This window comes from Paenibacillus sp. USDA918EY (genome assembly GCF_009870825.1).
In the GTDB taxonomy this organism is placed as follows: domain Bacteria; phylum Bacillota; class Bacilli; order Paenibacillales; family Paenibacillaceae; genus Paenibacillus_AQ; species Paenibacillus_AQ albilobatus.
Genome location: NZ_WTWY01000010.1, coordinates 206,668 through 222,297 on the forward strand (window position 1 = coordinate 206,668; position 15,630 = coordinate 222,297).

At 48.4% G+C, this 15,630-nt stretch carries 12 protein-coding genes and 1 pseudogene; 4 read left to right on the forward strand and 9 right to left on the reverse strand.

Annotation, left to right across the window (positions count from 1 at the left end; genetic code table 11):
- Nucleotides 1–168: 168 nt before the first annotated feature.
- From GQY55_RS20170 to GQY55_RS20190, 5 genes are all read right to left on the reverse strand, one after another.
- Nucleotides 169–1,236 (reverse strand): BtaManbiosPhlase, encoded by a 1,068-nt coding sequence (locus GQY55_RS20170; RefSeq protein WP_160043666.1) that lies wholly within the window; start codon nucleotides 1,234–1,236, stop codon nucleotides 169–171.
- Nucleotides 1,237–1,298: 62 nt separating this feature from the next.
- Nucleotides 1,299–2,237, reverse strand: coding sequence for an MTP-1 family protein (locus GQY55_RS20175; RefSeq protein WP_160043667.1), 939 nt, complete (start codon nucleotides 2,235–2,237; stop codon nucleotides 1,299–1,301).
- A gap of 45 nt (nucleotides 2,238–2,282) precedes the next feature.
- Entirely contained in the window at nucleotides 2,283–3,122 is an 840-nt protein-coding gene (locus tag GQY55_RS20180) for a carbohydrate ABC transporter permease (RefSeq protein ID WP_160043668.1), read from the reverse strand.
- Nucleotides 3,109–3,984: a carbohydrate ABC transporter permease gene (locus GQY55_RS20185; RefSeq protein WP_236575748.1), complete on the reverse strand. Its 876-nt coding sequence runs from the start codon at nucleotides 3,982–3,984 to the stop codon at nucleotides 3,109–3,111. The genes GQY55_RS20180 and GQY55_RS20185 overlap by 14 nt, the downstream gene beginning before the upstream one ends.
- Before the next feature lie 16 nt (nucleotides 3,985–4,000).
- Complete coding sequence (locus GQY55_RS20190) at nucleotides 4,001–5,332, reverse strand: extracellular solute-binding protein (protein WP_160043700.1); 1,332 nt, start codon at nucleotides 5,330–5,332, stop codon at nucleotides 4,001–4,003.
- Nucleotides 5,333–5,684: 352 nt separating this feature from the next.
- Between GQY55_RS20190 and GQY55_RS20195 the strand changes: the two genes are divergently transcribed.
- Together GQY55_RS20195 and hcp are read left to right on the forward strand one after the other, a co-directional pair.
- Entirely contained in the window at nucleotides 5,685–6,764 is a 1,080-nt protein-coding gene (locus tag GQY55_RS20195) for a LacI family DNA-binding transcriptional regulator (protein ID WP_160043670.1), read from the forward strand.
- 540 nt (nucleotides 6,765–7,304) lie between these two features.
- A complete protein-coding gene (gene hcp, locus GQY55_RS20200; RefSeq protein ID WP_160043671.1) occupies nucleotides 7,305–8,993 on the forward strand; it encodes a hydroxylamine reductase in 1,689 nt (562 codons plus the stop codon).
- A 66-nt stretch (nucleotides 8,994–9,059) separates the two neighbouring features.
- Here the strand turns inward: hcp and GQY55_RS20205 are convergent, their stop codons facing one another.
- The gene (locus tag GQY55_RS20205; protein ID WP_236575742.1) at nucleotides 9,060–11,093 is read right to left on the reverse strand and encodes a DUF5054 domain-containing protein; all 2,034 of its coding nucleotides are present in this window, start codon (nucleotides 11,091–11,093) and stop codon (nucleotides 9,060–9,062) included.
- Between the two features lie 542 nt (nucleotides 11,094–11,635).
- On the opposite strand from GQY55_RS20205, the gene GQY55_RS20210 reads away from it, so the two are divergent.
- Nucleotides 11,636–12,169: a dihydrofolate reductase family protein gene (locus GQY55_RS20210; protein ID WP_160043673.1), complete on the forward strand. Its 534-nt coding sequence runs from the start codon at nucleotides 11,636–11,638 to the stop codon at nucleotides 12,167–12,169.
- 249 nt (nucleotides 12,170–12,418) lie between these two features.
- Nucleotides 12,419–12,733, forward strand: coding sequence for an MmyB family transcriptional regulator (locus tag GQY55_RS20215; protein ID WP_236575743.1), 315 nt, complete (start codon nucleotides 12,419–12,421; stop codon nucleotides 12,731–12,733).
- A 638-nt stretch (nucleotides 12,734–13,371) separates the two neighbouring features.
- Here the strand turns inward: GQY55_RS20215 and GQY55_RS20220 are convergent.
- From GQY55_RS20220 to GQY55_RS31525, 3 genes and pseudogenes are all read right to left on the reverse strand, one after another.
- The gene (locus GQY55_RS20220; RefSeq protein ID WP_160043675.1) at nucleotides 13,372–14,304 is read right to left on the reverse strand and encodes a phosphotransferase family protein; all 933 of its coding nucleotides are present in this window, start codon (nucleotides 14,302–14,304) and stop codon (nucleotides 13,372–13,374) included.
- 208 nt (nucleotides 14,305–14,512) lie between these two features.
- Entirely contained in the window at nucleotides 14,513–15,277 is a 765-nt protein-coding gene (locus GQY55_RS20225; RefSeq protein WP_160043676.1) for a helix-turn-helix domain-containing protein, read from the reverse strand.
- 212 nt (nucleotides 15,278–15,489) lie between these two features.
- Nucleotides 15,490–15,630 (reverse strand): annotated as a pseudogene (locus tag GQY55_RS31525) (tRNA-dihydrouridine synthase); the annotation flags it as partial.

Sequence of the window (15,630 nt, forward strand, 5' to 3'; positions counted from 1 at the left end):
CAACGGATAGCGGCAGCCAAATCGCGGGACTGGCTTAGCTTGCGGTCTGATTTTTAATTACATCTACAAGCTTCCTGTGAAGCTAAATGGTAGTGGTTTTTCTAGGAGACGTTAAAAAGGAGGCCTCCGGATCCTATCCGAAGTCCTCCTTCCTTGCACTTATGCCGGTCATTCCCCTACGGATTCAAGACTCCCCAATATTTCGCTAAGGCTCAGCTCGGCGCACGCCATGGACGTGTCGGCCACTCCGTAATACATCCGGACGACGTCCCCGTGAACAGTCGCGCCGCAGGAGAACACCACCTCGCCAAAGAATCCATTGGTTTCATAATCCGCTTCGGGCTCCATCACCGGCTTGCCGGAACGGGCGATGACTTTGGACGGATCATTCAGGTCCAGCAGGACGGCCCCCATGCAGTACCGGTGATCCCGCGTCGCTCCGTGGTACAGTTCCAGCCAGCCCTGTTCGGTTTTGATCGGAACGGCTCCGCCGCCGATACGGCCGCTGTCCCACATGCCTTGACGCAGGCCGATCAGATGTTTGTGGTTGCCCCAATACAATAAATTGTCCGATTCGGCGATCCAGATTTCGGGGCGGCCTACGCTTTTGGTTGTCGGACGGTGCAGTGCGTAATACTTGCCGTTGATTTGCTCGGGAAAAATGATCACGTCCTTATTGTCCGGTCCAAAGATAAGGCCATGATGGGTCCAGGTCCGAAAATCCTTCGTTGATACCATCGCTTCCCCGATGCCTACCGGCGATACGGCCGAGAAATAAATGTAATAAGTGTCCCCGATTTGCGTAATCCGCGGGTCTTCGATACCGAACACCTCCAGCGGGTTGGAAGGGTAGATGAATGGCTTATCCTCAATAGTGAAATGATGTCCGTCCTTGCTGCGAGCGATCCGCAAATAAGACAAGGACGTGAGGTATTCAAACGCCGGAGCGTTGGCTTTCTTCACGATGACCCGGGGGTCGGAAAAATCATAGCTTTCATCATCCAGACGGATTTCCATGAGATCCAGATCCTGTGTCTCCGGGTTGTAAACCGGTGCCAGCACAATGCTCGGGTCAGGGCTGACCGGGCGCTCCGCAACGCGGAGCAGCAGGATCGTTTCGCCGTTATATTCGGCCACCCCGGCGTTAAACGTACCGATCACTTCAAAACCTTCACGATGGGGATGGACGTCAGCCGGCGTAATCAGCGGATTCTGTTCATAACGGTATATATTCATGGCATTTAGCTCCTTGTAGTCACTTTAGTTCATGAAATAAAGTACGGGGGTTCATTCCGGCCTTATTCGAATTTGGCAAAAGGATCGTCAATCACGATACGCTGCGCGTCGGCGTCGCCGATCCCCGCGTAAAGCACGGCAGTTCCGTCCTCCTTGCGGATAAGCCCGCCGCTAAACACAACGTCCTGCAGATCCGGGCGTTTGGACGGTCCAGGCAGAAAACGGTCGCGTACCGCGATGAGCTCCATGTCCGTAAAGGTCAAGTCGCTCGGGCTGAACACAAATGCCATCGGGTAATAATGACGGTCACCGCTTGGATCGTAGCAAGCCGCATGCCCAAGCACGCCTATCCGTCCGTCTTTGAGAAGATGGGCTTCATTCGCTCCTCCCCATTCTTCGTCGGTAAATTGCCCTTCCAGCAGCGGAGCATCGTTAATGACCTGAAGGGTCAGCTTTTCCAGGGATGGAACCTTGGCAAACCCGATTTTACCGCGTCCGCCCTTCTTGCCCTGCGGTCTTGTAAAAATGCCGATGCTGCCGTCCTTCAGCTCCACCAGGCGGAGATCCTTCATGCCGTCCGGTCCTTTGAAAAATTCCTTCAGCCCGTTAACGGAGCTCCCTTGGTAAAATACGGTGCGCCACATCAGCGCATTTTCTTTCTCGGGATGCGGATAAATCTGCACGCCGCCGACGATCAGCTTTCCGCCGATCCGGGTATGAAACGGATCCTGCAGATCGAATACCGGCGCGCCGGCGCGCGGCAGCCATTTTCCGTCCCGCTCCACAAAAAACATCACCTGGGAATGCTCGCTGTCCCGCGGTTCCACGCGTCCGAGAAGCACCAGTTCCCCATCATCCTCAAAAGGGGCCGCAATATTGTAGACATCCTTGTTTCCTATCCCGTCAAACACTAGCCTTTCGGCCTGTTCAGCTCTCGCCTGCTTGCTGTTATAAGAGGCCAACAGGGCCGAGCAGGTCAATGCTTCTCTTGGTATACTCATGGTTTCTTCCTCCAAATCCGGTTTCCAATAACTTCTTCTATCTACTTACTTCAAACTGAACTGCATGCCCTCCTGAAACTTCTTGCCGAAAATAATAAACATGATGATAATCGGCAGCGTCAGCAGCGCGGATGCCGCATAAAGCGGACCCGGATAGGAGCCGTAAGGGCCGAACATTTGCGAAATGAGCACGTTCAGCGTGAGCATCCGATCGCTATTGACGACGATCATATCCCACAGCAGCTCCGTCCACCGCTCCATCAGGAGGAACAGGAAAATGACGGTGGTGATCGACTTGGACATCGGCAGCATGATCTTATACATGATCTTAAGGTCCGAGGCCCCGTCCAGGCGGGCGGCTTCGATAAAGACGGTCGGTACGGCTTTAAAGAAATTGGTATACATAAAAATCGCCCATAAACTGACGGCTTTAGGCAGAATCAATCCCAAATAACTGTCATATAGACCTACTCTCTGAATGATCAGGAACGTCGGAATCAATAGAATAATCGCCGGGAAAAACATATGGAACAAAACGAAATTGTTGATGGCGTTCCGTCCGAAGAAATTCAGCTTGGACAGCGCGTAAGCGACCATCACGCCGAAGATCATCATCAGTACCGTGGAAGCAAGCGAAACCATGACGCTGTTCAGAAAAGCATGCAGCCAAGGACGGGGGATCCCCGTTTCCCCGCCGGTAAACAGCCATTCGTACGATTTCAGGCTGTATTTCGTCGGGAGCAGCTGCTTATCGATGTGCGCCCAGTCGGCAAAAGAGTTCAGCACCATATACAGGTACGGATAAACCATCACGAGGAGCAGGATCATGGCGAGCGCATACCGGACCGTGCGTCTGATGCCGCGATTTCGATTAGACCCAACCATTTCTCTTCCCCCATATCTCCAGTAATTTGCGAATGATAAAGATCGAAATAAAGGTGGCGACCGAAGCGAGCAAGGCTACGGCCGACGCATAACCGGCCTGCAGGTTCGTAAATGCCTGTTTGAAGATTTCCATCTGCCAGGTGTTGGTCGCATTGTTGGGGCCGCCGCCCGTCAACTGATACACCTCGGTGAAAATGCCGAACGTGACGCCGAATGCCAGAATCAGCGTTGTATAGAGCGACGGATACAGCAGCGGCAGCGTAATGCGCCAGAAACGCTGACGGTCGGTAACGCCGTCGATGGCGGCTGCCTCGTACACTTCCTTATCGATGCTTTCCAGGCCCGAGGTCAGGATCAGCGCATAATAGCCGGTGAATTTCCAGGCCAGAATCAGGCCGACAATACCTAGCGCAGATAACGGCGTGCCCAGCCAGTCGATATCGAGCCCCATTTTTCGCAAAAATACGTTCATCGGGCTGGTGTAAGAAAGAAGGCCCTTGGCGATAAGCGATGAAACAACGCCCGAGGACAGGTAGGGCAGAAAAAAACCGATCAGGAACAGGCTTTTAAAGCGCGGCAGCCCGTGCACCAGCACGGCGACGGCCGTCGCCAGCACCGTTACAATCGGTACGAAAATAATCATGAACTTATAAGTCACCCAGAAGGCCGAATGTACGCTTGGCGATTTTAGGGCATTCGCAAAGTTCTCGATCCCGACCAGATTGAAAGTCGGAGCGATCAGATTCCAATCCGTGACGGACAGGAAAAACGACCAGATCAGCGGTCCGAAAAAGAAAATAAGCGAATAGAGAAGGTAGGGGCTGGTAAATAACCAGCCCATTTTATTGTTTCTATGGTCCATCATCGGTCATCCTCCCTTATTGAAGGGCGCCTTCAATCGCTTTCTGCATGTTAGCCCAACCTTCGGCCGGAGAAATTTGCCCTTTGACGACTTTGTTAAAAGCTTCGGTTCCGATGATGGTTTGCAAATCGTTGTATTTTGCGTTATCCATCGGCGGAATGGCATTGGGAACATTCTCCGCATATGGCTTCAGTTCCGGCTGTTTATCCAAAATAGCTTTGAAGGAATCGTTGGTTTTCAAATCGTCTCGCGCTGGCGGCAGATTGGTCTGCTCAAACCACTTCGCGTCGTTAGCCGCATCGGAATATACCCATTTTATGAAGTCAATCGCGGCTGCCTGCTGTTCTTTCGTAGCGGAGGCATAAATGACCAGCCCTTTGGTATCCGCAAAGGTTTTGCTGTCTTTAGGATCCATCCCGTCCGGCACCGGAGGCATGGTCAGTGCAAAGTTGTCGCCGTATTTCAGATTCGGATATTTCTCTTTCCAAGTTGTGAACGTCCACGGACCTACGTCCGTAAAGACGCCGACGCCATTTTCAAACGGATCCGTCACCTGGCGGGCCAGGAGTCCGTTGGCCTTCCGCAAATCGTCCATGAAAGCAAGGACTTCTTCGCCGGCTTTCCGATCGCCGGTAAACCGGCTGCCTTCAATGAACTTGTTGCCGCCGGACGCCGCATTATACAGCATGTAGAAGTCAAACCAGCGTTTCCAGGCCGTAGGATCGGCCAAGTCGGCTTTCGCCCACAGATATTTTTGGTCGCCGTATTTGTCTTTCAGCTTCTTGGTCAGCTCCACGATTTCGCTGTAGGTTTGCGGCGGTTCGTTATAGCCAAGCTCTTTCAGGACATCCAGTCTCCAGCCGAACAGCATGGCGTTGGAATAGATCGGCAGCACGTATTGGTGTCCATCCGCGAATTTCCAAGGTTCGATGGTGCTGTTCATGTTGCGTTCCTTGACGATATCTTGGAATCCGTCCAGCGTATCGAGCGGAACCAGCGCTTTGCTGTCCGCCAGCTGTGCGCCGAAGCCCCGGTTAATGTTCTCGGACATGGTCGGAGCGCTCTTCGCCGCAATCGCGGATTGAATGCTCGCTTCGGATGTCGGCGATTCTTTGATGGCACTGACATTAATTTTGACGTTGGAGTGTTCCGATTCATAGGCTTTGGCCATTTCCTGCCAGTAGGCCTGCTGCGTCGGGTTAGGAGCTGCCCAGAATTCGATGGTTGTCACTCCGCCCGAAGCCCCTCCATTCCCACTGCTTTCCGTCGAGCCTTGACCGGTGGAGCATGCGGACAACATCGTGGCAGCTACGGCGGCCAGCAGTAGTGCACCAAGTGATTTTCTCATCATTTGAACATGACCTCCAATAGAATGTAATTTCAAAGTCAAACCAAAATCCGCAAAATAACATTACAAAAAATTATTTTTATTTCATGTAAGCGCTTATGCACCTTATTATTACCTTGATTCGGATGCTTGTCAACTCATAATAATGATTACACTCTATTGTACACAACAAAAATCAGTTTACATTTCTATTTTGTAACGTTACAATCTTATCATATAACTAAGCTTGGATAAGGTACGGATTCAGACCCTCGAATGCTTGACAGTCGTCTCCGGAACTGAAAAAATGAAATCGAATGCAAGACCGGTTTAATGCCCTTCCGGTTGTTGCTCGACGGAGGTTGAATTCATTTTGAAAAATAAAGTTACCATGCAGGACATCGCAGACCATCTTCATATATCCAAAAATTCCGTCTCCCAGGCTCTGACGGGGAAGGACGGGGTCAGCGAAGCAACGCGCGCCCTGGTGAAGGAAACCGCTGAACGGCTGGGCTACGTCTATAGGAAAAGCCGCCGCGGCCGGCAAAACGAAGCTGCCGCTTCCCCTGCTTCCATCGATCCTTCTGCGGTCCTTCAAGACGGCGGCACCATCGCCCTCATTGCTTCGGATTATGCTTTCTCCAGAAAATCGTTTTTTGGAGACATTTATTTAAGTGTAGATAAAGAATTGAAAAAGTACGGCTATGAACTTGTCATTCAGTCCATCAGCCCGGAGGACGCAGAAGCGCTTCGCCTGCCCGCTTTTGTTGAAAACCGGTCGGTAGACGGCATTTTGATCCTGAGCCACATTACGACGCCCTATGTACAAGCCGTGTTGGATACAGGCATTCCTGCCGTCCTGATTGACCACCACCATCCCTCGCTGCAAGCCGACAGCATCCTTACGAACAACCGTTTCAGCGCGTACGAGGGGGTGCGACATCTGATCGAATTAGGCCATAAGGACATCGGTTTCATGGGCGATATCGACTATTCTCCCAGCCATTACGAGCGGCTTGAAGGCATGCGTCTCGCCGCCTTCGAAGCCGGCATCCGGCTTCGCGAAGACTGGCTTATTCAAGACGCCGTCGAAGACAGCAGCTATGTACACGGTGCCATTGCACAAATGCAGGAACGCCCGACCGCCTGGTTCTGCGTCAACGACGGCTTCGGCTTTATGATTACGTCCGCTTTGCAGCATCTGGGCGTGAAGGTGCCCCAAGAGGCTTCTGTGGTCAGCTTCGACAACGGGTATCTGTCGCAGGTTTGTACGCCCCCGACCACAACGCTGGATGTGAATCGCAGGTTATTTGCGACATATGCCATTAAGCAGCTTTTCTCCCGCTTGGAGAATCCGGATCAGCCTTATACGGAAATTTTGCTGCCGACGCAGCTGCTGGTCCGGGAATCCACAGCACCGCCTCCAGGAAGAGCAGAGGAAAGATTACTATGAAGCAGCATGTAATCCAGGACGCCTATCGAGTAAACAGGGGCGGCTCCTACGTTCTGCACATTTGACAAGATGCATGCACTCACAAAAAAAGAACAGCCCATCCATTCGGGCTGTTCTTCTCAGGCTGTCGAGCAAACCAAAGTACATTTTTTACCACAGATCCGGTTTTTCCTACGTCAAGGAATAACCGGATTTTCTGTATCAAAAACATGTTTTGGGTATGGTCTTGGGATCCGCGATTGTTCCGGAAGACTACTGGTTGTCCCGGACCGGTGCGGTCCCGGTTCCGACGTAAATCCACTTTTCTGTATCCGGATTAACCTTCACCTTTTCATGCTTTGGATGATCCCCTGGAGGATAGTTCAGGGACTCCATCCGGGTCCGTTCGCCCCCGGATCGTACGTCTTGCGGGGTTGTCCCTGGGTGATTTTTATCACTTTTCCGGCTATCGCAGTGCAGTATACTGTTTCTGACAGTCCAATGACAACGCGGAAGTATGTTGACCTTTACGACAAATAACTCACGAAACGGGGGAGAATCATGAATGACAACGTGACGGAGCCGTCCTTGAGTCATCAGCCGTCCATGTTCTGCTTTCAATGCCAGGAAGCATCCAAAGGAACAGGCTGCACCCTTGTCGGCGTATGCGGCAAACCGCATGACGTGGCGAACCTGCAGGATTTGCTGATTTATCTGCTGAAAGGCATTTCTTTTCTCAGTCTGGATGTCCGGCTGCCGGAAGGGCTTGAACAGCGCGTATCGATGTTTATCATGGACTCCTTGTTTGCAACCATTACGAACGCCAACTTTGACCGCGAGGTTTTTGTAGGGAGAATCCGGGAAGCGATCGCGCTCCGCGGCGAAGTGCGCGCCTATTATAACGAACAATATCCGGAAGGTACGGCGAATCTCCCGGATGCTGCCGTCTGGGAAGCGGATCATGAAACCGCAATGGATGAAAAAGCACGCACGGTTGGCGTCCTCTCGACCCAGAGCGAAGACATCCGCTCGCTGCGCGAATTGATTACGTACGGCTTGAAGGGGATGGCCGCTTATACGTACCACGCGCTTCATCTGGAGAGAAGTGACGGCGAATTGAACCGGTTCATGCGCCGTGCGCTTGCGGCTACGCTGGATGACAGCCTTGAAGTGCAGGAATTGGTCGCTTTGGCGATGGAAGCCGGCAAATACGGCGTAACCGCCATGGCGATGCTTGACGAAGCGAATACTTCCGTTTACGGACATCCGGAAATGACGAGGGTCAATATCGGGGTTCGAAACCGGCCCGGCATTCTCATTAGCGGCCACGACCTGAAGGATTTGGAAGAACTGCTGAAGCAGACGGAAGGAACCGGCGTGGACGTGTACACGCACAGTGAAATGCTGCCTGCCCACTATTATCCGGCATTCAAGAAATATGAGCATTTTGTAGGCAATTACGGCAATGCCTGGTGGAAGCAGAACAGCGAATTTGCAGCCTTTAACGGGCCGATTCTGATGACGACCAACTGTATCATTCCGCCGAAGGACAGCTATAAGGACCGTATTTATACGACGGGCAACACCGGCTTTCCGGGCGTACGCCATATCCCGGAGGGAATGAACGGTGCTGCCAAGGACTTCTCCGCCCTGATCGAGCAAGCGAAAAGCTGCCCGGCCCCAACGGAGCTTGAAACCGGCGAAATCATCGGCGGCTTCGCCCATGCCGCTGTGATGAACGTGGCCGATCAAATCGTCGATGCCGTGAAATCCGGCGCGATCCGCCGGTTCTTCGTCATGGCCGGCTGCGATGGACGGATGAAATCCCGCCATTATTACACCGATTTTGCGGCTCAACTTCCGAAAGATACGGTCATCCTGACCGCAGGCTGTGCCAAATACAAATACAATAAACTGGACTTAGGCGAAATCGGCGGTATTCCGCGGGTTCTGGATGCCGGGCAATGCAATGATTCCTACTCCCTGGTCGTCATTGCATTGAAGCTGAAGGAAGTATTCGGCCTTGAAGATATCAACGATCTGCCGATTTCCTATAACATTGCCTGGTACGAGCAAAAAGCGGTGATCGTGCTGCTTTCCCTGCTGTATCTTGGCGTCAAAAATATCCATCTGGGCCCTACGCTTCCTGCATTCCTGTCGCCTAACGTGGCCAACGTCCTCACGGACAACTTCGGGATCGGCGGCATTACCAATGTGGAAGATGACATGAGCATGTTCCTGGGTGCCTGATTTCAGCATCCAAACCAAAAAGAAGGCACGCAGGAGGATCCTGTTGTCTTCTTTTCTTTTAGACTTTTATCCCAGCACTAACTCAAAACGAGCGAAAATATCTTCTTCATACCACATCGTGAAATTCGTTCCCCATGTGGTGTTCAAGAGTGTAAACGTAAATTTATGGTTGTCTGGATGGTATTTGTTGTTATAGCTTAGATTGTTATTGGTTCCGATTCCCAACAGAGGGGCATCAATAGGTTTAATCTTGATTTTTTTATCGCTGCCATCGTAAATCAACTCTTCAATCATGTGCTGCAGCTTATTTCCGTGACCTACCACTGCAAAAGGTGAAATCACGGTATCCATTTTACGAATCTTCGTTAAATACGGCGAATTCAAACGTGGTGTCATGTCAAAAGAATAAATTTCCGGATAACGAATGGCATCTTTATCCTGTAATAAAACTGCCACTTCAACTTTTTCTCCAAATTGATATTTAACCTTTGCCACTCTTGGAGCACCATACTCCTCCACAGCTCTTTGGCTATATTTTAAAGTGGCAATCATCGAATCATTTTCCTTCACTAACTTCACAACATGTGGTGTGAAATGTTCATTCCATTGAATGCGTTTTTGAATCTCCATTCCTGGCTTTAGGAAGTCAATGGCCCACCAATTATGCTGCAATTCGCGCAAATAGTTGTACCGCAGGTTGTCATAGTCATTTTGCCCGGCAATGATATAGCTCAGCACCCCGAGTTTGTTGTCCTGATCAAAGTAAAGGATTCCATCCTTTTCTAAGTGGTTGATGGAACCATCGCTAGCAAACATCACTTGATACCCGTTGATCGAAATCAATTCTTCCAAACTACATTCAATCCCTTGGTTATCAAAGATATGATATGGAACTTCGATCCGTTTTTTAATGTGATGTTGATCTTCAGGCTCCAAACAAGCGATTGCACGATCAATGTTCTTGCGTTGTTCTTTCCATGAGGACTCATAAAATTTGTACGAACGATCCGTCCACTCATTATAAGTGAATTTCATTTCGCCAACCGTTGCATCTTTAACAATGCCATAAGCGTAGGTTAAATCGGCATCGGTAATCTGGTCTAAACTGCGCGCTCGCTGGAAGTCTTTCTTTTCATAATTCATATAGTCACTAAAATAACGTTTGATATCCATTCCCCAAGTATGCTCTGGAACTAACATCGCATAGAAATTCGCATCATCATTTTCTATTTGGTGATCCAACATATAATTCGTTAAAATCCGGTAATCACGAATGATTTTCGGATCAGACATCGTTCCGTGAATCCAGGTGTCCCCAATCTCCTCTGTAATCACTGGCAGTTGGTCGCGTACTTCCCAAAGCTCATTGGCGAACTGATCCATGGAAGTCATTTCAAGCCCATAGTCTGGATACTCATTTGCCATTTTTGACAAGTAAGCGTTAATTTTCTCTTTTGTTCCTGGACCACTATTATCATGCGTATGCATAAACGCCAGCTTGTTATCCATGCAATCCACTCCGATGACGCCGCCATAGTCGTCCGAATAAGAGACAATGATCTCGCTTTCGCCATGCTTCCATAGAAATGTATCCGGAACTTCCGGAATGGAGCTTGAGCCATTTACACCGATGTGCAGGAATTTAATTCCTTGACGATATAACTCATCGACAATCCCGATCGTATGTCCTGGGACGTCCGTCATTTTTGCGCTTGTTGTTGTGTATCCATAACGAGCATCTAACTTCTTGGAGATGGAAATGATGTAATGTAACGTTTGAGATGTCATCGCTTCAGAGTGAAACGTACACGGGATGGCGTGCCAGCGTATGTAACCTTTCTTTATGGCATCATCTAGCTTTTTACAGGCTTCTTCATCCATGTTTTTGAAGTAATATTCAATGATAAAGCTGCCTATTGTCCAAACAAATTCTTTGCCCTCTTTTCTTAAGTCTTCCGCTAAAGTGATTGCGTTTTGAATGTATTCATAGCAATACTTGTGCAAGACATTTTCTGCCAAATCGGTAAAACCAATGTCCAAATGAGTTTTGTTTACCACATAGATTTTTTTCATCTCTATCATCACGCCTTTCTTAGTCATCATATGTCGTGAATATCTACCGACGAGAACATGAAGTTAGATCGTGTTATCTGATATGATAAACGCCCAAACCATATTATTCTTTGAACTAATGAGACAACATTTTGTATTGTGCGGACATGATGATAAATGAATGATGGTCGTACCGGCGATGTACTCCGCATTATTCTGCGCTGCCCGTTTACTTTAATAAGAAAAACGTCTATCGACGCACCTTCAAAGAAGACAGACCGCGTTTAGAGGAAGTTTTTCTTGCAATATCAGGAAGCCATGGCTCTGGAGTTTATACTTTCTGATATTATAAATAAGGAACAGCTGCCGGCCCGGCATTCTGCTTCCTTATGTTGAATTATCGTTTCCCGTTAGGCATCCTTCGTTAAATTAAATTTGTATTCGGTCAGGCCAGGACGGTGCACATTTAGCAATCCATGAGAAACGAGCATGTTGTTGGATGATAAAATGTAGACATAAAGGAGGCTGCATATGGAACGTGTAATTTTGATGATGAATGTGCGAGAAAACCAGGAGGGAGAGTCAATCGCATGGCAAAGATCGTTTTCGCATTAAACCAGTCTCTGGACGGATTCGTCGACCACGACCACCCGGCATTTCAGCCCGACCCCGTGCTATTCCGTCATTTCATCGACGACGTGCGCGGCCTGGCGGGCTGCCTGTACGGGCGCCGCATGTACGAGACCATGCGGTATTGGGACGGAGACCATTTTGAATGGGATGCGCCGGAACGGGAATACGCAGCGGCTTGGCAAAGCAAACCGAAATGGGTGGTGTCGAGGACGTTAAAGTCCGTCGGTCCGAACACTTCTCTGATCGAGGGCGACCTTGCAGCGGCCATACGTGGGCTGAAGACTCAGCATGAAGGGGAGATTGAAGTGGCCGGGCCGGAGTTGGCGCACAGTCTAACGGAGCTCGGTCTCGTTGATGAGTATCGACTCTATCTCCATCCAGTCGTGCTGGGTCACGGCAAGCCGTTCTTCGCTGGGCCGCGGCCGCCGCTGCGCCTCGTGGCAAGCGATCGAATTGGCGAGAAGGTGATCAGGTTGACCTACGTTCCATGAATACCGAGGAAACATTGCAACCACACCTTTTAGTTCAATTGGGAATTACAAATTCTAAGGCTCCAAAAAACCCTTCTCAACTGCATCATTAACAAGATTTTCAATATAACTCCACAGGATGGTAGAACCATTCTCAATTCTTCTATTTCTTGATAATACTTTCTCTCTTGTGACACCCAACATTTTCCATTGTAGGCCACTAGTTCTATAGTTATGGAGGATCGGCATAAAGCTGTCCATTGCTTGGGCATGCCGCCGGAAGAACGCAATTCCTTATGGAGATTTTTTAAACTTCCGGAAATGCAGAAACGAATTGAGAATTGGGAGGAAATTGCTCAAAAATCCTTGGCCCAATTTCAAAGGACATATGATAGGTATGCAGGGGATTCGTTATTCGAGGAGTTGGTTGAGAAGCTGCAAGCGGTTAGCCCTGATTTTAAACGTATGTGGTCGAATCACGATGTACTGGGGAAAGGCTCCGGATATAGGGAAGTAAACCACCCGTCAATAGGGAAAATGGCATTCCAGCATTGTACTTTTCAGGTTTACGAGTCACCTGATTGAAATTCTTTTTGTATGTACCTTTACAAAAATTCGATACAATTAGGAAATTACAAGTAATTATTAATGAATACCGTAATAATAAGAAGCAATTTCATGAATAAACCAGAGTCGCCGATGAAGCAAAATAGCTTGTGTATCAAGTTCACGGAGCCCGTGGACCATTGCTTCTTCTGGTTATAGTCTAGCCGTCGAGAAGCGTCATCTGTTCTTTCATATAACGCGTGCCGTGAACGACATTCCTGGGGCTGACCTGATCGATTCGTTCGAGATCCTCCTTCATGAGAAGGATATCAGCCGCGGCCGCATTTTCCTCCAGGTACTTGATACGCTTCGTACCCGGACTTAAGGGACATGCACATGGTAATGCCTTCCTTTTACCGCCTCTTGATATGCCTGTGATGTATAGACGCTGCCTTAATCGCGTTGGAGCATGGTACCATTGGTGGAAGGTAGCTGACTCAGCGTATCTAAAAAAATTGCCGTGTCTTGTTTGTCCGCTATACTGTACGCCACAATCTCCCTTTCACCTCCTGTTAAAGATCCAGCCGCTTCAACAGGTCATCTCCCATTTCGATCAACAGCACGATGCCGATGTCCTCAGAATTGCTATTTTTTAATCATGAGTTACTATGTCAGGATCATCTTAAACTCAATAGCTCATCACGGAGTTCGTAATAAGCATCATTCCATCCCATCTTTGCATAAAAGCGTAATCCGATCAATCCATTATAATAGGTTGCACCCATGAACCTCTCTTTAAAATTCGGTATGTCCATGCCTATTTCTTGCTGATAATCTTGGTATATTTGGACCACATCGAGCTTCAAATGTGTTTTGATGTGCCAGTCCAATGTGGCAAGGTCGATCAGAAAATCTCCATATTTGCCGTTGCTATCAATGATCCCGGTTATTCGTTGCCCGTCCGATAAAATGTTGTACTGGTGAAAATCGCCGTGAATAAAAAATCGATGCGGTTCATTGTACGTAGCATAGGCTAACAATCTGTTGTAACATTCATCAAACACGTCTTTCTCCAGACAGGATGTTTCGAACAAGCTGTGCCAACCTTCCCAGAAGCTATCCGCTTGTTCCTCAGCGAAGGTCGCAATAATATGTTCCCTCCAGGAACTATAAGTACCATCACCACTAGCATTTATCGTCCCATATCCTTTGGTTGTTTCTGACTTTACCTGGTTCATTCGCGTTAAAATTTGAACGACCTCCGGAAGCATTCGCTGTTGCTGCTCATAAGAGAAGTCGTTCAGAATCCGTCCCGCGATTTTTTCCGAAATCAGGTAGTTCATTGATTTAAATTTCCCTAGCTCCATGCAGCGGGCAAACGGAACTCCCTGCGAGGATAAAAGGTTTGAAATCAATTTTTCCGTTTCAAAACTCCCGGTTAAATCGCAAAATTTAATGATGTATTCCTGATCCAAACATGCGAAGGAGAATACCGCGCTTATATTCCCGCCTTCCAATGGCGTTATTGCGGTTACATCTGATCGAAAATGCTTGCGCAATACAGCTTGCACTTCGGAAATTTCCACTGTTGGTTTATTATACGCCGCCATCTATTTCATCCTTTTTATCTTCGTCTTTTTTCCTGCACATACAACGTGTATGAAAAGCATAGCATGGAGTTACCGTTAAAATATAGGTAAAGTACAATTATAATGATCTGCCCTTTCGTATAACAAAAAACAGCAGCCAATTACTTGACTGCTGTCATCCTGTCAGCGTAGCAACAGGTTGCGTATCTAAACCACGGGGCAAGAACCATTATTTTAACGAATAATCAAAGGAAACCGAGCTTGGTTTACTTACAACCCTATGAACGATTGAAAATAAACGGGTTGCAAGATCACCTTTAACATTAAGTCTATACCCACCTCGGACCCTATCCACGAAGCCCAGTTCAATGCAATCCACGATTACCTTGTCAAAATTCATGTCCGAGGGCAGCCGGGAGCGAAGGATCGATTCTTCTACTGGAGTGAAATCTGGCTGCAGGTTCTCATTGTTAACCAATAACTCATATAGAACCGTAATCATATCGGCAGGTAAAACATTCATTGGAAATTCTACGGATTCATGCATTGCATCTGTAGCTTCGTTTAAGAAACGCGATGTTGCGATACAAACCAATCTGTCTTTAGCCCACAAACCTAATCCAGTTGGACCTAGCTGGATTTGAGTTAGTGATGGGTGTGATGCCGGTGTCTGCGCATGATGAGATGTAGCAGCAATCACCTCGCCCAAAAAATTAATCTGTTCCTCTTGCGTCGTCTTCCGGAGTTCCATTCTGATTTGAGGTAACATCGCTTGCAAATGGCTGCCTCTTCCGAGCAGGTAGTCTGTAGTGCAGTCAAAAACGTTTGCCAACTCCGTCAAAAGAGAAATATCGGGCAAGGAGTCCCCTTTTTCCCATTTGGAAACCGCTTGTGCGGAAACATTAAGAAGCAGCCCTAATTTTTCTTGGGTCATGCTTTTGCTATGACGCAGCTGACTGATTCTTTCACCAAAACGATTCGCATCCTGTACCATGGTTTACCATACCTCCCTTAATTTATAAATTGATTATATCCGATCTGTATCTTGATGATATCGAGGCGTAATTTTAGAACTTAATCACTGGTTGGAATTCTAAAACGCTGGTTGAAACGGACTGCTGAATGCTCATAATCTGCCCTTCCATACAACAGGTCAACGCAAAAAACTCCATCCCCTAAGGGACGGAGTTGCTCCGCATTCCTTATTTAACTTTCTCCACCCTCATCCATATGCTGCGCAAATTCGTCCAGAAGCGCGCGTACTTCATCGGTAGACTTCGTGCTCATCAATCGATTTCTTAGTTCGCTTGCTCCTCTGAACCCTTTGACATAAATCTTGAAAAAGCG